This is a genomic window from Nocardia panacis (assembly GCF_003598715.1).
In the GTDB taxonomy this organism is placed as follows: Bacteria; Actinomycetota; Actinomycetes; order Mycobacteriales; family Mycobacteriaceae; genus Nocardia; species Nocardia panacis.
Genome location: NZ_QZFU01000045.1, coordinates 139,868 through 161,527, shown reverse-complemented (window position 1 = coordinate 161,527; position 21,660 = coordinate 139,868). Strand labels below are relative to the sequence as shown.

The 21,660-nt window shown below is 68.4% G+C and carries 18 protein-coding genes; 1 reads left to right on the top strand and 17 read right to left on the bottom strand.

Annotated elements, in window-relative coordinates; all coding sequences use genetic code 11:
- The first annotated feature begins 53 nt into the window (after positions 1-53).
- The gene (locus D5S18_RS31290; RefSeq protein ID WP_120044732.1) at positions 54-938 is read left to right on the top strand and encodes a UTP--glucose-1-phosphate uridylyltransferase; all 885 of its coding nucleotides are present in this window, start codon (positions 54-56) and stop codon (positions 936-938) included.
- A gap of 141 nt (positions 939-1,079) precedes the next feature.
- Here D5S18_RS31290 and D5S18_RS31285 read toward each other — a convergent pair whose 3' ends face one another.
- The 17 genes from D5S18_RS31285 to D5S18_RS31205 form a co-directional block, all read right to left on the bottom strand.
- A complete protein-coding gene (locus D5S18_RS31285) occupies positions 1,080-1,613 on the bottom strand; it encodes an NlpC/P60 family protein (protein WP_439651202.1) in 534 nt (177 codons plus the stop codon).
- 226 nt (positions 1,614-1,839) lie between these two features.
- On the bottom strand, positions 1,840-4,974 hold the full coding sequence (gene ileS / locus D5S18_RS31280; protein ID WP_120044730.1) for an isoleucine--tRNA ligase: 3,135 nt from the start codon (positions 4,972-4,974) through the stop codon (positions 1,840-1,842).
- Between the two features lie 299 nt (positions 4,975-5,273).
- Positions 5,274-5,474 carry a hypothetical protein gene (locus D5S18_RS31275; protein ID WP_120044729.1) on the bottom strand — a complete coding sequence of 67 codons (201 nt, stop codon included), beginning with the start codon at positions 5,472-5,474 and terminating at the stop codon, positions 5,274-5,276.
- A 74-nt stretch (positions 5,475-5,548) separates the two neighbouring features.
- Entirely contained in the window at positions 5,549-6,400 is an 852-nt protein-coding gene (gene wag31 / locus D5S18_RS31270) for a DivIVA-like cell division protein Wag31 (RefSeq protein ID WP_120044728.1), read from the bottom strand.
- A gap of 80 nt (positions 6,401-6,480) precedes the next feature.
- The gene (locus D5S18_RS31265; RefSeq protein WP_120044727.1) at positions 6,481-6,771 is read right to left on the bottom strand and encodes a YggT family protein; all 291 of its coding nucleotides are present in this window, start codon (positions 6,769-6,771) and stop codon (positions 6,481-6,483) included.
- 89 nt (positions 6,772-6,860) lie between these two features.
- Positions 6,861-7,664: a cell division protein SepF gene (locus D5S18_RS31260; protein ID WP_120044726.1), complete on the bottom strand. Its 804-nt coding sequence runs from the start codon at positions 7,662-7,664 to the stop codon at positions 6,861-6,863.
- 258 nt (positions 7,665-7,922) lie between these two features.
- A complete protein-coding gene (locus tag D5S18_RS31255) occupies positions 7,923-8,669 on the bottom strand; it encodes a YggS family pyridoxal phosphate-dependent enzyme (protein ID WP_120044725.1) in 747 nt (248 codons plus the stop codon).
- Entirely contained in the window at positions 8,666-9,400 is a 735-nt protein-coding gene (pgeF, locus tag D5S18_RS31250; protein WP_120044724.1) for a peptidoglycan editing factor PgeF, read from the bottom strand. The genes D5S18_RS31255 and pgeF overlap by 4 nt, the downstream gene beginning before the upstream one ends.
- A 113-nt stretch (positions 9,401-9,513) precedes the next feature.
- A complete protein-coding gene (gene ftsZ / locus D5S18_RS31245; protein ID WP_120044723.1) occupies positions 9,514-10,734 on the bottom strand; it encodes a cell division protein FtsZ in 1,221 nt (406 codons plus the stop codon).
- A 340-nt stretch (positions 10,735-11,074) separates the two neighbouring features.
- Positions 11,075-11,758 carry a cell division protein FtsQ/DivIB gene (locus D5S18_RS31240; protein ID WP_345789822.1) on the bottom strand — a complete coding sequence of 228 codons (684 nt, stop codon included), beginning with the start codon at positions 11,756-11,758 and terminating at the stop codon, positions 11,075-11,077.
- Between the two features lie 4 nt (positions 11,759-11,762).
- Entirely contained in the window at positions 11,763-13,256 is a 1,494-nt protein-coding gene (murC, locus tag D5S18_RS31235) for a UDP-N-acetylmuramate--L-alanine ligase (protein ID WP_120044722.1), read from the bottom strand.
- Positions 13,253-14,374: an undecaprenyldiphospho-muramoylpentapeptide beta-N-acetylglucosaminyltransferase gene (murG, locus tag D5S18_RS31230; RefSeq protein ID WP_120044721.1), complete on the bottom strand. Its 1,122-nt coding sequence runs from the start codon at positions 14,372-14,374 to the stop codon at positions 13,253-13,255. The genes murC and murG overlap by 4 nt, the downstream gene beginning before the upstream one ends.
- On the bottom strand, positions 14,371-15,822 hold the full coding sequence (gene ftsW, locus D5S18_RS31225; RefSeq protein ID WP_239004109.1) for a putative lipid II flippase FtsW: 1,452 nt from the start codon (positions 15,820-15,822) through the stop codon (positions 14,371-14,373). Before ftsW ends, murG begins: the two co-directional genes overlap by 4 nt.
- Positions 15,819-17,270, bottom strand: coding sequence for a UDP-N-acetylmuramoyl-L-alanine--D-glutamate ligase (gene murD / locus D5S18_RS31220; protein WP_120044720.1), 1,452 nt, complete (start codon positions 17,268-17,270; stop codon positions 15,819-15,821). Before murD ends, ftsW begins: the two co-directional genes overlap by 4 nt.
- A gap of 51 nt (positions 17,271-17,321) precedes the next feature.
- On the bottom strand, positions 17,322-18,398 hold the full coding sequence (mraY, locus tag D5S18_RS31215; RefSeq protein ID WP_120044719.1) for a phospho-N-acetylmuramoyl-pentapeptide-transferase: 1,077 nt from the start codon (positions 18,396-18,398) through the stop codon (positions 17,322-17,324).
- A complete protein-coding gene (locus D5S18_RS31210) occupies positions 18,395-19,888 on the bottom strand; it encodes a UDP-N-acetylmuramoyl-tripeptide--D-alanyl-D-alanine ligase (protein WP_120044718.1) in 1,494 nt (497 codons plus the stop codon). Before D5S18_RS31210 ends, mraY begins: the two co-directional genes overlap by 4 nt.
- Positions 19,885-21,468 carry a UDP-N-acetylmuramoyl-L-alanyl-D-glutamate--2,6-diaminopimelate ligase gene (locus D5S18_RS31205; RefSeq protein WP_203237006.1) on the bottom strand — a complete coding sequence of 528 codons (1,584 nt, stop codon included), beginning with the start codon at positions 21,466-21,468 and terminating at the stop codon, positions 19,885-19,887. The genes D5S18_RS31210 and D5S18_RS31205 overlap by 4 nt, the downstream gene beginning before the upstream one ends.
- Positions 21,469-21,660: the final 192 nt, after the last annotated feature.

Here is a 21,660-nt window from a genome sequence, read left to right as displayed (position 1 = left end):
TCTGTGCTGGGGATAGCAGTTGCGCGACACGCCGATATGTGATGATCGGACCCATGAAGATCCGCAAGGCCGTGATCCCGGCCGCCGGAATAGGCTCCCGGTTGCTCCCGCTGACCAAGGCCATCCCCAAGGAGATGCTGCCGGTCGGCGACAAACCGGTCATCGAGCATACGGTTCGCGAGCTGGTCGCCTCCGGCATCACCGATATCACCATCGTGGTGAGCGGTGGAAAATCCTTGATCCAGGACCATTTCCGTCCGAATCCGGCGCTGGTGGCGCAGTTGCGCGCCGACGGGAAGACCGCGTACGCCGACGCCGTCGAGGAGGTCGGCGAACTGTCGCGCCTCGGCCACATCACCTACCTGGACCAGCACGGCCCCTACGGCAACGGCACCCCGGTCCTGAACGCGGCCCGCCACCTCAGCGACGAACCGATGCTGGTGCTCTGGCCCGACGACGTCTTCGTCGCCGAGGTCCCGCGCGCCCAGCAGCTCATCAACGCCTACGACCGCACCGGCGCACCGGTGCTCGCCCTGATGCCGATGGATCCGAGCGAATCCCAGCGCTACGGCGTCCCCGTGGTGGCCGACGACCTGGGCAGCGGCCTGCTGCGCATCGCGGGCCTGCGGGAGAAGCCCAAGCCCGAGGACGCGCCGTCGAATTTCGCCGCCATCGGCGGCTACGTGGTCACCCCCGGCATCATCGACGAACTGCGCGCGCAGACCAAGAGTTGGTACGAGCACCGCACCGGCGAGGTGTACCTCACCGACGCCATCAACGCGCATGCCGCCGATCACGCCGTATTCGCCCAGGTGATCCAGGGCCGCTGGTACGACACCGGCAATCCCGCCGATTACCTTGTGGCGCAGTTCGCTTCGGCGCTGGCGCATCCGCAGTACGGCGGGCACCTGCGTCGCATGGCCAACGAATTGGCTTGATCCGCGCCCGAGATCGGCTCGGCACTGCCGAAATCGGCTCAGCCGCTACCGAATCGACTCGACTCCCGCCGAGCGATTCGGTGGCGCGGGACCTCGCCTCGTCGTCCGCGCGTGCCGCGCACCCGCACCGATCGCCGCCGGTCAGAACCGGCGGATGGCGTAGACGAAGAACTGGCTCAATGGGGCGAGTCCGACCGGCACACCCCAGTCGTAGGCGTTGAGTATCTGCCCGAAACCCGCGTAGATACCGACGTGCGAGGCGTCCTCGTTCAGGATCACCACATCGCCGGGCGAGAGCGCGCCCAATGGCACCGGCAGGCCCACTTTCGCCTGCTGCCAGGTGGTGCGCGGCAGTTGGACACCCACCTGCCGGAAGGCCCACTGGACCAGCCCGGAGCAATCCCAGGCGTCGGGTCCGACGCCGCCCCACTCGTAGGGTTTCCCAGTCTGTGTCGCGGCGGCGATCAGCGCGCCGAGCCCGCTGCCGCTGGGCAGCGGCAGCGCGGCCGAACCGCTGGAACTGCCGGAGGCCGACCCCGAGGACGATCCCGCCGATCCGGAGGCGGATCCCGATCCGCTGCCGGAGGCCGCGCTGCCGGTATCGGACCTGGCCGTCCCGGCGAGGAGCGCGGTGGCGACCAGACCGGTCGCGAAGCCGAAGAGGATGCGGCGCAAAGGCTTTCGGGTCACGTTCTCGACCTCCCGGCGATCGGCCGCGCCCGATGTGCGTATCGGGCGCGACGACTACATCAGGGTCAAGCGATTGAACGTTTACTCGCGTCTCACAGCTTTACTGTCACCTCAATAGCAACAGAGCCGATTGTGCCGCGCGCCCCGAAATCCGATCCGGGTTTCAGCAAATCTCCAGCATGTGATCTTGATCACATGCTGGAGATCGCCCTCAGACCTTGGCGATCGAGACTCGAACGCCGCCAACCACATCCGCCGCGTCCGGACCCGCAGGCCCGAAGCTCAGCGCGGTGGCCAGGATCTCGCCCGCGATCAGATCGCGATGCCGCCGCGCCCACTGCGCGCGCTCGGCGGGCACCTCGAGCACCACCGAGATCCGATCGGAGACATCGAGCCCCGAGGATTTGCGAGCCTCCTGCAGGTCACGAATCAGGTCACGCGCCCACCCCTCGGCCTCCAACTCCTCGGTGACCACCGAATTCAGCACCACCAGACCGGCATTGCCCGGCAGCGCGGCGGTGGACTCGGGTTCGGCCGCCACCAGGCGCCGGGTGTACTCCTCGGGCAGCAGCGCGATCCCGGCGGCGGTGACCGTGCCGTCGGCCGACTCCTGCCACTGGCCCGCCTTCACCGCCTTGATCACCGTCTGCACCTCTTTACCGAGGCGCGGACCGGCCGCACGCGCATTGACTACCAACTCGAAACGGCCGTGCGCGGCCACCTCCGAGGTCAGGTCGACCCGCTTGACATTGACCTCGTCGGCGATGATGTCGACGAAGGGCCGCAAACGCTCGGCATCCTCGGCGGCGATGGTGACCTCGGCCAGCGGCAACCGCACCCGCAGATTCTGCGCCTTGCGCAGGCTCAGCACCGTCGAGCACACCGTGCGCACCTCGTCCATGGCCGCCACCAGTTCCCCGTCGCGCGGCAGTTCGTCCTCGCGCGGCCAATCCGCCAGATGCACCGACTCGCCGCCGGTCAGCCCGCGCCAGATCACCTCGCAGATCAGCGGCAGCAGCGGCGCGGCCAGCCGGGTGACCACCTCGAGCACCGTGTGCAGGGTGTCCACCGCGTCGCGGTCCTCGTCCCAGAAACGCGAACGCGACCGGCGCACATACCAATTGGTAAGCGCGTCGGCAAAGCCGCGCAGCTCGTCGCACGCGCCCGCGACATCGTAGGTCTCCAGCGCCTCGGTCATCGCGTCGCGGGTCGCCGCCAGCTTGGCCAGGATGTAGCGATCCAGCACATGCGGCGAATCCGTGCGCGACACACCGGGTTTCGAGGCGTAGAGCTGCAGGAAGGTCCACGCGTTCCACAGCGGGCGCAGCGCGTGCCCCACCCCCTCGCGAATACCGCGCTCGGTGACGATGAGGTTGCCGCCGCGCAGGATCGGCGAACTCATCAGGAACCAGCGCATGGCATCGGAGCCGTCCCGGTCGAACACCTCGTTCACATCCGGGTAGTTGCCCTTGGACTTGCTCATTTTCAGCCCGTCGTCGCCGAGCACGATGCCATGCGCGACAACGGTTTTGAACGCCGCACTATCGAACAGGGCGGTGGCCAGCACGTGCAGCGTGTAGAACCAGCCCCTGGTCTGTCCGTTGTACTCGACGATGAAATCGCCGGGGAAGTGGGTGTCGAACCACTCCTTGTTCTCGAACGGGTAGTGCACCTGCGCGTAGGGCATCGACCCCGATTCGAACCAGCAGTCGAACACCTCGGGCACCCGGCGCATGGTCGACTTGCCGGTCGGATCATCGGGATTGGGCCGAGTCAGCTCATCGATCATCGGGCGGTGCAGATCGGTCGGTCGCACACCGAAATCGCGCTCGAGTTCGTCCAGCGATCCGTAGACGTCCAGGCGCGGGTAGGCCGGATCGTCGGAGATCCACACCGGGATCGGACTGCCCCAGTAGCGATTGCGACTGATGTTCCAGTCCCGCGCGCCTTCGAGCCACTTGCCGAACTGGCCGTCGCGGATGTGCTCGGGCACCCAGGTGATCTGCTTGTTGAGCTCGACCATCCGATCGCGGAACTTGGTGACCGCGACGAACCAGGACGGCACCGCCATATAGATCAGCGGCTGACCGGAACGCCAACTGTGCGGGTAGGAGTGCTCGATCGTCTCGTGCCGCAGCAGCTTTCCGATCGCCTTCAGATCCTTGAGGATGACCGGATTCGCGTCGAATACCATCAGCCCCTCGTACGGGGGCACCATGGAGGTGAACTTGCCGCCCGCGTCCAGCGGCTGCACCACCTCGAGACCGTTGGCGGTCGCGAGTTCCATGTCCTCCTCACCGAAAGCCGGTGCGAGGTGCACGATTCCGGTGCCGGAGTCGGTGGTGACGTAGTCGGCGAGCAGGACCCGGTGCGCGCGCGGATGGCCGAGGAAGAAGTCGAAGGGCGACTCGTAGGCCAACTCGGCCAGGGCCGCGCCGACGTATTCGCCGAGCACCTCCGGCTCCGCACCGAGTTCGCGCGCGTAATGCCCGACCCGCTCGGCGGCCAGCAGGTAGCGTTTGCCGTCGGTGCCGCGCACCTGCACGTATCGCACGTCCGGATGCACGGCGATAGCCAGATTGGATGGCAGGGTCCACGGCGTGGTGGTCCAGATGAGCGCGTTCACGCCGTCGAGGTCGTGCAGCGGATGGTCGGCGGGCACCCGCAGCGGCATATCCACGGTGGCCGCCGGATCCTGGCGCATCTTGTACGCGTCGTCGAGCCGGGTTTCCTGATTGGACAGCGGAGTCTGCTCATACCAGCTGTAGGGCAGCACCCGGAATCCCTGGTAGATCAGCCCCTTGTCGTACAGCGACTTGAATGCCCACATGACCGACTCCATGAAGTCGAGATCGAGGGTCTTGTAGTCGTTGTCGAAGTCGACCCAGCGGGCCTGACGCGTCACATAGTCGCGCCACTCGCCGGTATAGCGAAGCACCGAGGTTTTACACGCGGCGTTGAATTCCGCCAGGCCCATGGCATCGATCTGTGATTTGTCCGTGATACCGAGCTGCTTTTCCGCCTCGATTTCGGCGGGCAGGCCGTGGCAATCCCAGCCGAATCGCCGATCGACCCGTTTTCCGCGCATGGTTTGAAAACGCGGCACCAGATCCTTGACGTATCCGGTCAGCAAATGACCGTAGTGTGGCAGCCCGTTGGCAAAGGGGGGGCCGTCGTAGAAGACGAACTCCTTCTCACCACCGCGGTTTTGGATGCTGGCGCGGAAGGTGTCGGCCGCCGCCCACGCGTCGAGGACGCGGCGTTCCATCTCCGGGAACCCGCTGCCCGCGCCGCCGCTCAGGTCGAGCCGCGGATAGGCGCTGCTCGTGGAAGTGTCGTCCGCCATCGCGGTGCGTCTCCTCGTGCCGTATCAAGATCCGTGGGCACGGGGACGAATCCGGCGCCGGTGCGCCGAAACCGCGGTACCACCCCGCTTGTCCGGCGGCCTGCGCCGGACCTCTCGTTCTGAGCTGTGACGGGCTCACCCGTTCGGTTCTACTGGGCGACGGGACGGACCCGTGCGCCGTTCTTCCGAAGACTCCCCGGTGATGGCCGGATCGATGCCGTTGACATGTTTGATTCTAGCCGGCGCGGTCAAACCCTTAACGGTGCGACCAGCCTGCCACGCCGAACACCTTAGGTCACTCAGCGTTTGGCGTGCCGCCCCGGTGGGGGCGTGGCGTCGCCGTCGGGTCTGCGCATGGCGAGTGCGCTCACCAGCAACAGCACCGCACCGATCACGCACACGATGATGCAGCCCCAGGCCCAGATCACCGAACCGGTGGTCAGCGCGGTCACGAGCAGGGCGAAACCGATCGCGGCAAGGACGAGCGTCAAGACGAGCATGTTGTCCCCCTAGGCATGCCAGGCAGCTCGACAGGACCTCTAGCTACTTCGAACTCGGGTGGCCGGGCGGCCTTTTACTTGCCACCCTTGACGAAGGTCGCGGGCTGCAGGTTGTTGGCGGTGTCGACCGCACCGAATTCGCCACCGTCCACCGGAACCGCCGAGCCGCGGTTCTCCAATTCCTCCAGCTGGGATTCCAGGTAGGACTTCAGCCGCACCCGGTACTCCCGCTCGAAGGTCTTGAGCTGCTCGATCCGGCTTTCCAGCACACTGCGCTGCTGAGTGATGGTGGCCATGATCTCGGTGTGCTTGCGCTCGGCATCGGCCTGCAGGGCGTCGGCCTTCTCTTTGGCCTGCCGTAGCTGATTGTCCGACCGGCTCTGCGCGTCGGTGAGCATGGCGTCGGCCTTTTGGCGGGCATCGGCGACCATGGCCTCGGAGCGGGTCTTGGCATCGCCGACGAGTCGCTCGGAATTAACCCGAGCATTGGCGAGCAGGCCCTCGGCCTCGGACTTGGCATCGCTGGTGAGCCTGTCGGCCATCTCCTGGGCGAGGCTGAGCACCTTGGCGGCCTGCAGGTTCGCGTCCGCGCTCGGCGCTTCCTTGGGAATCGGCGCGGGCATCGGCGCCGGCGGGGCGACCGGCACCGGCGGCTTCATCGGCTCCGGCGGTGGCGGCGCTTGTTGCACAGGCGGTTTCACGGTTTGCGGAATAGGTGCCGGGCCGCGATTCTTCTTGGCGTCGGCCAATTCGGCATCGAGTTCGGCGACCCGCTGACGCAGATCGGCGTTCTCCTCGATCAGACGCGAGAGTTCCTGCTCGACCAGATCCAGGAAGGCGTCGACTTCGTCCTCGTTGTAGCCGCGCTTCCCGATCGGCGGTTTGCTGAACGCGACGTTGTGCACATCGGCTGGGGTCAGCGGCATCGAAGGATCCCTTCACGCGTCTTTTGGAGATCTAGCAGATCTAACGAGCTATCTTCTCGGGCCATTCTGTCACACCGCGGCTACCGGGTGCCGAGGCTGCCCACGATCGTCATCAGCGTGAAGACGACGAATAGCAGGATCAAAATCGACAGATCCAGGCGAATTCCGCCCATTGACACCGGAGGTATCAAGCGCCGCAACAGTTTTACCGGCGGATCCGTGATCGTGAAGATCAGCTCCAGGATCACCACGACGAAGCCGGTCGGCCGCCAGTCGCGAGCGAAGTTACGGATGAACTCGATGACAACGCGACTGATCAGCAACAGCCAGAAGATGAACAGTACGGAGTACAGCACCGCGAACAAGGCCACCGGTTCACTCTGCCCGAAAATCCGCGTCCCGCAAAATGTCCGCGCCGCACCACCGGCGACAGGTCCGATCCGATCCCCCGATCACGAGCTTATTTCTGGTTGTAGAAGCCGGTTTCGGCGATGCGCCTGCGTTCCTCGGCCGAGACGTCCACATCGGCCGGTGAGAGCAGGAACACCTTGGTGGCCACCTTGTCGAACGAACCACGCAGCGCGAAGGCCAAACCCGCGGCGAAGTCGACCAGGCGCTTGGCGTCGGCGTTGCTCAGATCCACCAGATCCATGATCACCGGATTGCCCTCGCGGAAGCGTTCGCCGATGATCCTGGCCTCGCTGTAGTCGCGCGGGCGCAGCGTCGTGATCTTGGACAAGGGACCTCCGTCCTCGAAGATCCCCGGCCGCCGGGCGGGTTCGGGGCGCACGCGCTCCTCCAGCCGCCGCTCCTCGGCCTCAGGATCGACGGCGAGCGCACCGCGGGTGGCTCCCCGCAGCGGCGGCGCGCCACCGCCCGCGCGGAATCGGTTCGACGAGGGGGCCGATTCGATACGGGTGGGACGCCGCGACGACTCGTAGCGGTCGTCGGCATAGGGCTCGGCGTACTCCTCGCGGCGGGCGGCCGGATATCCGGCCTGATACGGCGATTTGTAAGCCGGTTCCGGATAATCGGATTCGTCCTCGAACCGACCCGGCGCGTACCGGTCGTCCTGATAACGGTCCTGGTATCCGCCACGTTCGGGATAGTCGCGACGCGGACGACGAGAGCCGCGTTCATCGGCCTCTCGGGCCGCCGCGCGGGTATCACCGGAACGGGTGTCCGGCTCGGCGACGTAATCGTCTTCGTATTCCTCGAGGGGAACCATGCCGAAGTACGCCTTGAACTTGTGCAGGGTGCTCATGCCCGCACCTCGCTTGCACTCGACGCAGGCACGAGCACGCTCGCAGCCGCATTAATTCGCCGCTCGCTCATCGCCTCCACCTCGCTGACGCTCCGCTCCGGCACGAGCACACTCGTGGCTGTAAATATCTGCCGCTCGCTTCGCTCGCTCATCTGGTCGACCTTCCTTCGGCCCCGGTGGCGGCCGGGTGTTGAAGTCTTGCGCAGCCCTCGTCAGTTCTCAGCATATGTGTCAAATGTGACTGATGAGGTTTCTTTGCTACGCCGAGGTTATCGGTCGAGCGCCCATCAAGGCGGTACCGACACGCACAACCGTCGACCCGTACGCGATGGCGGATTCGAGATCTCCCGACATTCCTGCGGAAAGTTCGGTCGCCTCGGGATGATCCGCGAGCAACATCGTGTGCAAAGTCGCAAGACGGGCAAATGACCTATCAGACTCCGCCCCCAAGGGCGGAATCGCCATGAGACCCGCTAATCGCAGGCCCCGCGACGAAGCGATCAGATCGGCGAGCGCACCCACGTCGGCCTGCGCGAGACCACCGCGTTCCGGATCGGAATCGAGACTCACCTGAAGCAGGACCCGCAGCGGTTCGGCGCGCTCGCCCGCGTCGAGAGCGGCCGACGCCGCACCGTCAAGGGCTGTTGCCAGACGTTCGCTGTCGACCGAATGCACGGTATGTGCCCACCGGGCCACCTGGCGGGCCTTGTTGCGCTGCAGGCGGCCGATCATGTGCCACCGAATGTCGGCGAGCGCACCCAGTTCGGCCACCTTCGCGGTGGCCTCCTGCTCGCGCGACTCACCGAATTCGCGCTGCCCCAGTCCGTACAGGATCTCGACGTCGGCGGCCGGGAAGAATTTCGTCACCGGCAGCAGGCGCACCGACCCCGGCGCCCTACCGGCAGCGCCGCGCGCCGCCTCGATGCGCGCGAGCAGACCGTCCAGATTGGCCGACAACTCGGCCGTGCGCCGATCGACCCGGCCGGCAACGGATTGCGCACTCATGCCCGATCCCCCGGCTCCATCCAGATCGCCCCGGCCAGTCGACCCGTCGGCGCGCCGCGCCGATGACTGAACAGGGTGCGGTCCTCGATGGTGCAGCGCGGATCCTCGGCGACCGCACCTACCCCGGCCTCGGTCAACTGGCGGCGGATGCCCGCGCGCAAATCCAGGGCCGGGGTGCCGCGCACCGTGGTGGTGGCGCTACCGGGCAGGTGGGTCTCCACATCGGCGCGCATGGCCGCGGGCACCTCGTACTGCCGCCCTGACGCCGCCGGACCGAGGAAGGCGCCGATGCGGTCGATCCGCGCGCCCACCGAGACCATCGCCTCGAGTACTCGGGGCACGATGCCGATGCGGGCGCCGATCCGGCCCGCGTGCACGGCGGCGAGCACCCCGGCCTCGTCATCGGAGAGCAGGATGGGGACACAGTCGGCCGTAACGACCACCAGGGCCAGATCGGGCACGGTGGTGACCAAGGCGTCGGTGGCGGGCACCGGTTCGGACCTCGGTCCGTCGAGGATCTCGACATTGCGGCCGTGGATCTGTTCCATCCAGACCAGCCGCTCGGGCGGTAGCCCGATCCCCTCGGCCAGACGAGTGCGATTGCGCCGCACGGCGTTCGGATCGTCGCCGACATGGTCGCCGAGATTGAACGAGTCGAAGGGCGGGGCGGAGAAACCGCCCGCCCGCGTGGTCACCACCCGTCGGACGGTGAGCGTCGGCGCAGATGTCATGTGTCCGAGGGTAATAGGCCCGCGGAACTGGGCGGTAACCTCACGCGGCGATACCCCCGGAGGCTGGGAATATGCCGACGGCCCTACCTTCTTCGGGTAGAGCCGTCGGTCGATCAGCGACGCATGAAGTGCGGGACGTCGACATCGTCGTCGTCGTCCGGGGGCGCGATGTGGTCGCGGCTGTTGTTGGTGACCGTCGGATCCTTGGGGGCCGGGCGGTCTCGGTCGGTGAAGGAAAGCCGGCTCGACTGGGCAGGTGTCTCGGTGCGGGACACCGGGGTGTACTCGGCCCGCGGCGTCGGAGTGGACACGGCCGCGGTGTAGGTGGACGACGAGGACCCGGTGCGGGTGACATCACGATGGTTCTCGAAGGTGCGCCGGGCCGGGCCGCCCCCGTCGAATCCCGCGGCGATCACGGTGACGCGCACCTCGTCGCCGAGCGAATCGTCGATGACGGTGCCGAAGATGATGTTGGCCTCGATATGCGCGGCCTCCTGCACCAGCGAGGCGGCCTCGTTGATCTCGAACAGGCCGAGATCCGAACCGCCCGCGATCGACAGCAGCACACCGTGCGCGCCGTCCATCGATGCCTCGAGCAGCGGTGAATTGATCGCCGACTCCGCCGCTTTCACCGAGCGACCTTCGCCGCGGGCCGAGCCGATACCCATCAGGGCGCTGCCCGCACCGGACATGACGCTCTTGACGTCGGCGAAGTCGACATTGATCAGGCCGGGGGTGGTGATCAGGTCGGTGATGCCCTGGACACCGTTGAGCAGCACCTCGTCGGCGGAGCGGAACGCGTCCATCAGGCTGACCGCGGCGTCGCCGAGTTGGAGCAGTCGGTCGTTCGGGATGACGATGAGCGTGTCGCAGGATTCGCGCAGCAGGTTGATACCCACTTCGGCCTGATTGCCCCGGCGCTTGCCCTCGAACGAGAAGGGCCTGGTGACCACGCCGATGGTGAGCGCGCCGAGTTTGCGCGCGATGCTGGCCACCACGGGCGCGCCACCGGTGCCGGTGCCACCGCCCTCACCCGCGGTCACGAAGACCATATCGGCACCCTTGAGCACCTCTTCGATCTCGTCCTTGTGGTCCTCGGCGGCCTTGCGGCCCACCTCGGGATCCGCGCCCGCGCCGAGGCCGCGGGTCAGTTCGCGGCCGACGTCGAGTTTGACGTCGGCGTCGCTCATGAGCAGTGCCTGGGCGTCGGTATTGACGGCGATGAACTCGACTCCCTTGAGTCCCTGTTCGATCATCCGGTTGACGGCGTTCACGCCGCCGCCGCCGATACCGACGACCTTGATCACTGCAAGGTAGTTGTGCGGGGGCGTCATGGGCTCTCGCCTTCCTTCGATCTCAAGCCTGTCGTTTGCGGATGCGAGACATTATTCGCGCGGGCGGCGCCACCGCCACAGCGGTCCGCCGCTCGGGTGAACCGAGCGAACCCTAAACCTCAACCATAGGGTTAGCGTTATGTCAAGTATCCGACTGGTGCGGAACGCTATTCGCAGCCGCCGCGATCGGCGTGCAGGCGCGCCGAAACAAGAGACAGAATCTTGTGTGATCCCTCTCGTCTCACCACTCCGCACACCGTATCGTGGGACGGTTGCCCCCCTGCCCGGAACTCCTCCGGTAGCGGACCTTCGAAAACTCGCTGGGCACAATGGGTATGGATCACTTTACCGTGACAAGATTGGGACTCGAAACGTCGAACACCGTTCCCTCGCGGGTCAGTAGCACCACCACCACCGCCGCCTTGCGCGCGACCTCGTTGGCACCGCCCCACAGCACCGTGCGCCCATCCTTCAGATTCAGCGCGATATCCGAAATCGAGCGCGCCGCAACCTCGTTCACCTGAATGGTGAGCGCGGGCGGCAACGCCGCCACCACGGTGACCGCGGCCTCGGTCACCGGATCCGCACCCGCCGGATGCGCGGTGATCAGCTTCGGCACACCGATGGGCGGGGCCTCGATGGCGTACTCGACGCCCTGCGCGTCGACCAGGTGCGCGCCCTGCGGACTGTCGAAGTACAGCGCCGGAACTCGCTCCTGCACTGTCACCTTCACCGTCGAAGGGAACAGGCGCTGCACCCGGACCGACCGCACCTTCGGCAGCGCGGCCACCCGCCGCGCCATGGCCTCGGTGTCCAGCCGCAGCATCGAACGGCCATCCGGGATCTCGAGCAGTTCGCGCACGCTGTCCTCGGAAACCGCGGCGGCGCCGTCGATCTCGACGGTGCGCGCCGCCAGCACGGGGGTGAACCAGGCCGCGGCGGCCAACGCGAGCACCGCGACGACGGCCACCGCGATCCACAAACGCGTGCGCCGCACCGCCATCCGGCTCACCGCCGCGCGCACCCGCTCACCGCCCGCTGTGCGGACGCGCCCTGAGCCCGTCGAGGATCTGACCACCGAGCATGGTCACATCACCCGCGCCCATGGTGATCACCACATCGCCGGGCAGCGCCAACCCGGCCACCTGACGGCCGACGCGCGACATATCCGGTTGGTAGTGCACGGGTTCGGTGACGTACTGGGCCACCAGCGCGCCATTCACACCGGGCAGTGGATCCTCGCGCGCGCCATAGACATCGAGCACCACCACCTCGTCGGCCAGGCTTAGCGCCGCGCCGAAATCGGCGGCGAAAGTGGCCGTGCGACTGTAGAGATGCGGTTGGAACACCACGATCACCCGACCCTGGCGCGAGCGCGCGCCATCGCGGGCCTCCTGCTCGACCAGTTCGGCGGCGGCGCTGAGCACCGCGCGCACCTCGGTGGGATGGTGGGCGTAATCGTCGAAGACGCGCACGCCGTTCTCTCGGCCGGTGAACTGGAACCGGCGGTGCACACCGCCGAAACCCTCCAGCCCCTGGACGATCTCGCCCACCTCGGCGCCCGCGGCGTGGGCCGCGAGCAGCGCCGCGAGCGCGTTGAGCGCCATATGTCGACCCGGCACCGACAGTCGCAGCGTGCGCGGGGCAGGCTCGTCGGCCAGTTGGAATTGGGCCAGCCCCCCTACATCGCGCGGCTCCCAACTGTGCAGCCGCACCCCGACCGGCACCGGAGCGTCGGCCAGTTCGCCGGACCCGTAACCCAGGACGCGCACACCCTTTTCGGCCAGGCGGGGGCCGACGCGGGCGGCCAAGGCGCGCGAACCCGGATCGTCCAGGCACACCACCAGCAGCCCGCCCGGACCGAGCCGGTCGGCGAAATCGTCGAATACCTGCGTGTACGCCTCGGCCGTGCCGAAGAAGTCCAGGTGGTCGGATTCGATATTGGTGACGACCGCGACATCCGGGTCGTATTGGAGCAGAGAGCCGTCGCTCTCGTCGGCCTCGGCGACGAAGATATCGCCGGTGCCGTGGTGAGCGTTGGTGCCCGCCTCGTTGAGCTCCCCGCCCACCGCGAAGGACGGATCGACCCCGCAGTGCTGCAGCGAGACGATCAGCATGGACGTGGTGGAGGTCTTGCCGTGGGTGCCCGAGACCAGCAGGGTGCGATGCCCCCGCATGAGCGCGGCCAGCACGGTGGGGCGCAGCAGCACCGGGATGGCGCGCCGATTCGCCTCGACCAGTTCGGGATTGGTCTTCGGGATGGCGGCGTAGGTGGTGACCACGGCGGTGGGGCCGCCGGGCAGCAGATCCAGCGCGGTCGCGTCGTGGCCGATGCGGACCTGCGCACCCCTGGCGCGCAGGGCGAGCACGCCCCGGCTCTCCTTGGCGTCGGATCCCGAGACCGCGCCGCCGCGCGAGAGCAGGATCCGCGCGATACCGGACATCCCCGCGCCGCCGATGCCGACCATGTGCACCCGCCGCAGTGCGGCGGGCAGCTCGGAACGCTGCTCCTGCGCCGTCATCGGCCTGCCACCTCCCGCACGATGCGCGCCACCGTGTCGGCGGCGTCGCGATGTCCGGCGCCCGCGGCGGCGCGGGACATCTCGGTCAGCCGTACGGAATCCATGAGCAGTGGAATCACCTCGTCGATCACGTACTTCGGCGTCAGTTCCGGATCGGGCACAATTCTGCCACCGCCCTGGCGGACCACCGGCCTGGCATTGAATTCCTGTTCACCATTGCCGTGCGGCAGCGGTACATAGAACGCGGGCAGACCGACGGCGGAGATCTCGGCGACGGTCATCGCGCCCGAGCGGCACACCGCCGCGTCGGCGGCGGCCAGCGCCAGATCCATTCGGGACAGGTAGGGCACCGCCGCGTAGCGCGCCGCACCCTCGCCCTGGCTCGGCAGGTCCAGCGAATTCTTGGGTCCGTGCGCGTGCAGCACCGAGATGCCCGCCGCGAGCAGTTGGGTCGCCGCGCCCGACACGGCCTCGTTGATGCTGCGCGCGCCCTGCGAACCGCCCGTCACGAGCAGGACCGGTCCCTCGGCGGGCAGCCCGAAATGCGCGCGCGCCGCGCCGCGCAGCGCCGCCCGATCGAGGGAGGTGATGGACTCGCGGACCGGAATGCCGACCACCTCGGCCCGCGCCAGACCGGAATCCGGTACGGCCGCCAGCACCCTGGCCGCCCGGCGCGCGCCGATCTTATTGGCGATACCCGCTTTCGCGTTGGCCTCGTGCACCACCACCGGCACCTTCCGCCTGCGCCCGAACACACCGGAACCGGCGGCCAGGTAGGCGGGCAGCGCGACATAGCCGCCGAACCCGATGATCACATCGGCCCCGACCTCGTCGATGACGGCGCGGGTCCTGGCCACCGAGGCGCGCACCCGACCGGGCAGGCGCAGCAGGTCGGCGGTGGGTTTGCGCGGCAGCGGCACCGGCGGGATCAGCTCCAGCGGATAGCCGCGTTCGGGCACCAGCTCGGTCTCCAGACCGCGTCGGGTCCCCAATGCCGTGACCCGGATCGAGGGATCCAGTCTGCGCAGCGCGTCCGCCACCGCCAGCGCGGGTTCGACATGGCCTGCGGTGCCACCACCGGCGACGATCACCGACAGCGTCGGCAGGTCGGAACTCACCTCGGTCTACCCCGTTCTCTCGCGTGCGGCATCGGATAGTTCGGCTCCCACGCCCTGGTCGCGCGGGCGGAGCTGGTGCCGCGGCTCTCCTGGCCCCGGCGGCGCGGCTCACCGCCGGCCAGCGTACGGCGGGCGGCGGCCTGCCGCGACGGCAGCGCCGCCGCCGCGCCGCGGCGCGGTGGCGCGCCGGATGCGGCGCGCGCTCTGGCCACACCGGCCCGAGCGGGCGAATATACCTCGGGTTTGGGCAATCTCAGCAATCGGCTGAACCGGCCGTCCTGTCCGGCGCGCAGCGCGGCCACCGCCTCGGGTTCGTGGCGGGCGGCGCTGGCCAGGATGCCGAACATGAACAGCGTGATGGCCAATGAGGAACCGCCCGCCGACACCAGCGGCAACTGCAAGCCGGTGACGGGCAGCAGATTGACCACGTAGCCGATATTGATCAGCGCCTGCGCGGTGATCCAGGTGGTGGCGGTGGCGGTGAGCAGGCGCAGGAACGGATCCGCCGACCGGCTGGCGATGCGCAGACCGGTATAGACGAACAGCGCGAACAGGCCGAGCACCAGGGCGCAGCCGAGGAAGCCGAGTTCCTCGCCGATGATGGCGAAGATGAAGTCGTTGTGCGAATTCGGCAGGTAGCTCCACTTGGCCCGGCTCTGGCCGAGCCCCCGCCCCCAGATACCGCCGTCGGCCAGTGAGTAGAGCGCCTGGCGCGCTTGGTAATTGATGCCCTGCGGATCGTCGCCCGGATTGAAGAACGCGCGCATGCGATCGGAGCGGTAGCCGGCCGAGAGTGCCAGCACCAGCGCCGCGACCAGACCGGAGGCCGCGATCGTGACGAACAGCCGCACCGGCAGGCCGCCGAACCACAGCAGCGCGGTGAGCACGATGCCGAGCGCGATGGTGGTGGACAGATTCGGCTGGCGCACCACCAGCAGACACACCAGCAGACCGGCGGGCACCAGCGGCACCAGGATGTCGCGCAGACCCGCCGTCTCCGAACGGCGCGAAGCCAGCAGGTGCGCACCCCAGACCACCAGGGTCACCTTCACGAACTCCGAGGGCTGAATGGAGATCGGACCGAGCACGAACCAGCGCCGCGCGCCCTGCGCCTGGGTGCCGATCCCCGGTATCAGCACCAGCACCAGCGCCAGCACCGACAGCGCGAACAGTGGAAACGACCACTGCCGCAACCGCTTCAACGGAATGCGCAGGGCCAGGTAGAACAGCACGCAACCGATCCCGGCGAACATTGCCTGCTGCACGAACAGCGAATAGGCCGAACCGGCCTCGGCGTAGGCCTCGACACTGGAGGCCGAGAGCACCATCACCAACCCGAGCACGGTGAGCAGGGTGGCGATGGTGACGATCAAGTGGAACGACGCGAGCGGACGCGCCAACCAAGCCCCGAATCGGGTGCTCACCGCTCGCCCGCGTCGCTCGGTCACGACTGCCGCCCGATGTCACCGTCTTCCAGCGCGTTGACCGCCGCGGCGAAACTGCGGCCGCGGTGGGTGTAGTCGGCGAACATATCCAGCGAGGCCGCCGCCGGGGCGAGCAGCACGGTATCGCCGCCGCGGGCGAATCCCACCGCGACGGCGACGGCGCGGGCCATGATGGCATCGGCCTTGTCGGCCCCCCCACCCATCGGCATCGAATCACCCATCGGCCCATCGTCTCCCGAGTCCACCTCGACCACCGGGACCTCGGGCGCGTGTCGCGCGAGCGCGGCGGCGATCGTCGGGGCATCGGCCCCGATGAGGACGGCGGCGACGAGTCGGTCGGCCACCTCCTCGATCAGATCGTCCACGTGCGCGCCCTTCAACTGACCGCCCGCGAGCCAGATGACCTGCTGGTGGGCCAGGATCGCCGAGCGCGCGGCATGCGGGTTGGTGGCCTTGGAATCGTCGATGAATTCCACGCCGCCCACCTCGCGCACCAGCGCCGAACGGTGCGGACCCACCCGATGCTCGAGCAAACCCTCGCGCACGAACTGCGGCGCCACATCGATGGCTCGGGTCAGCGCGGCGGCGGCCAGTGCGTCGGCCACCCCGGCCGGACCCTGCGGGCTGATATCGCCCACCTCGGCCAGGATCGCGGCCTTGGTGAAGGCGCGGTCGAGGAGTTTGCCGTCGACCACGCCGAGTTCGCCGTCGGCCGGGACGCCGATGCGGAACCCGACGGTGCGGCGGGCCTTGGATTTGCGGGCCAGGCTGGCGGCCACCGGATCATCGAGGCCGACCACCCCGATCCGACCGAACAGCGCCCTGGCCTTGGCGGCGGCGTAGGCGTCGAGGCCGCCGTGCCAATCCAGGTGATCCTCGGCCACATTCAGCACCACGCCCGCCTCGGGACGCACCGAGGGCGCCCAATGCAGTTGGAACGAGGACAGTTCCACCGCGAGCACCTGCGGGCCTGGATTGCGGCGCAGTGCGTCCAGGATCGGCAGCCCGATATTGCCGCAGGCCACGCTGGCGATACCGGCGGCGCGCAGGATGGCGTGCACCATCGAGGTGGTGGTGGTCTTGCCGTTGGTGCCGGTCACCACCAGCCACTTGCGCACCGGCCCATAGATTCTGGCCTGATCCACCCACCAGGCGAATTCGACATCGCCCCACACCGGGGCGCCCTCGGCCACGGCCGCGGCCAGCACCGGCGAATCCGGCCGCCAGCCCGGACTGGTGATGACCAGCGCGAACCGGCTCCAATCCGTGGTCTCCAGCGAGACCGACGTGGCGATCTCGAGTCCGAGACCCGCCGCCTCGGCCAGCGCCGCCGCGCCCGCGTCGGTGACCACCGGACGCGCGCCGATATCGCGCAGCGGTTCGATCAGTGATCGACCCGATACGCCCCAGCCCGCGACGAGAACGTCACGGCCGCGCAGGAATTCGAGCATGGGTCCCGGTGAACGCAGAGCCCGAGGAGAGTGTTCGACCATCGTTGTGCTTCACCCGACCGCTGAGAGGTATTCGCTGTAGAACAGACCGAGGCCGACCGCAGAGGCGATTCCGGCCAGTAGCCAGAATCGGATGATCACGGTCGTCTCGGCCCATTTGCTCAATTCGAAGTGATGATGGAACGGGGCCATTTTGAACAGCCGGTTGCGGGTGGTCCTGAACACCACCACCTGCAACACCACCGAGGCGGCTTCGGCCACGAACAGCGCGCCGATCACGATCATCAACAGTTCGGTCCGGCTGGTGATGGACAGTCCGGCCAACAGACCGCCCAGCGCCAGCGAACCCGTATCGCCCATGAAGATCTTCGCGGGCGCGGCGTTCCACCACAGGAACCCGATGCAGGCCGCCGCGGCGGCCGCGCACACCAGTGCCAGATCCAGTGGGTCGCGCACGTTGTAGCAGCCTGCCTCGGGTTTGGTGGAGCAGGCGTGGTAGTACTGCCAGAACGTGATGACCACGTAGCCGCCGAGCACCAAACCCATGGAGCCCGCCGCGAGCCCGTCCAGGCCATCGGTGAGGTTCACCGCGTTCGACCAGGCCACCACCACGAAGCAGACGAACAGCAGGAAGATGATCACGCCCATGGACACCGTGGTCACATCGCGAACATAGGACAGATGCCTGCTGGCGGGGGTCAAACCGTTGCGCCCCTTGAACTGCAGCGCCAGTACGCCGAAAACCACCGCGGCCCCGAGCTGCCCGACATACTTGCCCGCGGCCGTCAGACCCAGATTGCGCTGCTTGCGGATCTTGATGAAATCGTCCAGGAAGCCGACGACGCCCAAGAAGGTCGCCAAGCCGAGCACCAGCAGCCCCGACGCCGAGGGACCCTCGGCGCGATAGCCGATGCCGATCAGATGCGAGCCGAGGTAGCCCGCCCACATGCCGATGACAATGGCCACCCCGCCCATGGTGGGGGTGCCGCGCTTGGCCTGGTGACTGGCCGGGCCGTCGACCCGGATCTCCTGACCGAAACCCTGCTTGGCGAACATCTTGATCAGCAGGGGCGTCAGCAGGATCGACACCGCCAGCGCGATCGCGGCGGCGAAAAGTATCTGCCTCACAGCTGCTCCTCTGTGCCCTGCGCACCGGTCAGATGTTCGGCGACCTCCCAGAGACCCACCGACTTGGATGCCTTGACCAGCACCACGTCACCCGATTCGACCGCGGCGTCGAGCAGCGCGATGGCCGCGCCGATATCGGGAACGAGGACCGACTCCTCGCCCCACGAGCCTTCCATGACCGCGCCCTGGTGCATCGCGCGGGACGGGCGTCCGGTGCCGACGACCACCAGTCGGTCCACGTCGAGGCGCACGGCCAGCCGTCCGATGCGGTCGTGTTCGACCACCGATTCCGGTCCCAGCTCACCCATTTCGCCGAGGACGGCCCAGCTGCGGCGCGGTGTCGCGCCCGCGCGGGACAGGGTGACCAGCGCCTTGAGCGCGGCCCGCACCGAATCCGGATTCGCGTTGTAGGAATCGTTGACCACCGTGATGCCGCCGGGGGTGGTCCGCACATCCATGCGGCGGGCCGAGGCGGCGTGCGCGCCGGACAGCGCGGCGGCGATCTGCTCGGGTGTCGCGCCGCATTCCAGCGCCACGGCTGCCGCGGCCAGGGCGTTGCCGACCTGATGTTCACCGTGTACTGCCAGTTCGACCGGGACCGAGCCCTTGGAAGTATGCAGGGTGAAGCTCGCGCGGGCCTCGGCGTCTAGTCGGATGTTCTCGGCGCGAATCTGCGCGCCCGCCACTCGACCGAAAGTGAGCACGCGGGCCGTGGTGCGCGCGGCCATGGCGGCCACCTGCGGGTCGTCGGCATTGAGCACCGCCAGGCCGGTGGCCGCGAGTGCCTGCACCAGTTCGCCTTTGGCCTGCGCGATGCCCTCGCGGCTGCCGAATTCGCCCAGGTGCGCGGTGCCCACATTGAGTACGACGCCGATCGCGGGCGGCGCCAGGCGCGTCAGGGCGGTGATGTGGCCCGGTCCGCGGGCGGACAACTCGAGCACCAGGTAGCGCGTCGCGGCGTCGGCGCGCAGCGCCGTCCACGGATGGCCCAGTTCGTTATTGAACGATCCGGGCGGCGCGACCACGGGGCCGAGCGGGGCCAGCACGGCCGCGAGCAGATCCTTGGTGGAGGTCTTGCCCGCCGAACCTGTCACCCCAATGACGGTGAGACCGCCTGCCGCGACGAGCCTTTCGACGCTGACGCGGGCCAACTCACCGAGCGCCCGCAGCACCGCGGCCCCGGAACCGTCCGAATCGCCTTCCAGGGCAACCGAAGTCGCGGGGACCGCACCGGGACGCGGCGCGACCACGATGGCGGGCACACCCACCGGCCTGGCCGCCAGCACCGCGACCGCACCCGCCGCGACGGCCGCACCGGCATGGTCGTGGCCATCGGTGCGCGCACCGGGCAGCGCCAGGAACAGATCGCCGGATTCGATTCGGCGCGAATCGAATTCCACCTTTCCGGGCACTCGCGCCTCCGGATCGGGGACGTCGTGCAGCGTGCCGCCGACGACCGCCGCGATCTCCCGCAGTGTCATCTCGATCATGAAACCGTCAAATCCTCTGTGGTTTTCCGCCGCTGCAGCGCGGCGGCCAATACTTCGCGATCGTCGAACGGATATTTCACACCGAGGATCTCCTGCCCCGGCTCGTGGCCCTTGCCCGCGATCAGGATCGCGTCACCGGGACCCGCCCAGGCCACGGCGGCCTCGATGGCGGCGGCCCGGTCGCCGATCTCGCGGATCTCACCGCGTTCGGCCTCCGGAACCTCCAGCGCGCCCGCGCGTATGGCCCCGCGAATCGCGGCGGGATCCTCGCTGCGCGGATTGTCGTCGGTGATGACCAGCAGATCGGCGCGCGCGCCCACCGCGCCCATGTACCGGCGTTTGCCCGCGTCCCGATCGCCGCCCGCGCCGACGACGACAGCCAATCGGCCAGGGGTCGAAGCGGTTTCGGCGGCGAGGTGGCCGCGCAGGGTAGCCAGCACCGACTGCAATGCGGCAGGCTTGTGCGCGTAGTCGACCACGGCGAGGAAATCCTGTCCGCACTCGACCCGCTGCATGCGGCCCGGCACCTCGACCCTGGCCAGCGCGGCGGCCGCCGCGGCCGGATCAGCGCCCGCCGCAGCGCAGATCGCCAGGGCGAGCAGGCCGTTGGCGACGTTGTAGTGGCCGGGCAGGCGCACCCGCACCGGGAATTCTCCGACCGGACCCACCGCCGTGAACTCCTGCCCACCGCCGTGCTCGCGGACACCGCCCGCGACCCGCCAGTCGTCGCCGCTGCCGGGACTGCTCGCCGAGACCGTGATCGGCTCGGCCAACCCCTCGGCCAGCCTGCGACCCCATTCGTCGTCGACGCAGATCACGGCGCTGCGCGCGGCGATCGGCGAATCCGCCTCGAACAGGCGGCGTTTCGCGGCGAAGTAATCCTCGAAATCGGCGTGGAAATCCAGATGATCCCTGGAGAGATTGGTGAACGCGCCCACCGCGAAGCGCACCCCGTCCACCCGGCCCAGCGCCAGCGCGTGGCTGGACACCTCCATCACCACCGCCGCCACGCCGCGCTCGACCATCAGCGCGAACATGGCGTGCAATTGCGGCGCCTCGGGGGTGGTGAGGGCGCTGGGCACCCGCTGCCCGCCGATGCGCGTCTCGATGGTGCCAATCAGCGCCGTGGACCAACCAGCCGCCGCCAGCCCGGCCTCCACCAGATAGGCGGTGGTGGTCTTGCCGGAGGTTCCGGTGATGCCGATGATGCGCAACTTCTCGGAGGGGTTGCCATAGACGGTCGCGGACAATTCGCCGAGCACCGCGCGGGGCGCGGCGCGCACCAGCACCGGAACGGGCAGCGCGCCCACGATTTCGGCGCCGGCGGGATCGGTGAACACCGCCACCGCCCCCCGCGCCACGGCCTCGCGGGCGTAACTCGCCCCGTGCGCCCGTCCGCCCGGCAGCGCCACGAACAGGTCACCTGGCTCGACCGCCTCGGAGCGCTGCTCGATTCCCGTCACCCGCACCGCATTATCCGGTGCGCCGCCCCATCGCGCGGCTACGGCGGAGGCCAACGCCGCGAGCGGTGTCGCGGGCGGGCGTGCCGGGCGCAGGACGCGCGGTTGACCGGACTGCACAGAAATCAGGCTCCTCTCAGCGGCGGCGATCGATGCGTCAGATTACCGGCGGCGGACCACCGCGCGACGACGCGGCCCGGTCCGCAGTCCCGGCGGCACCAACCCTACGGTGTCGCCGAATCGGGTTCGGCACCGCCACGCTGCCCGGTGACTCGCCGCGCCGGACGCGGTCGCCGCGCGATCGCCGAGAGG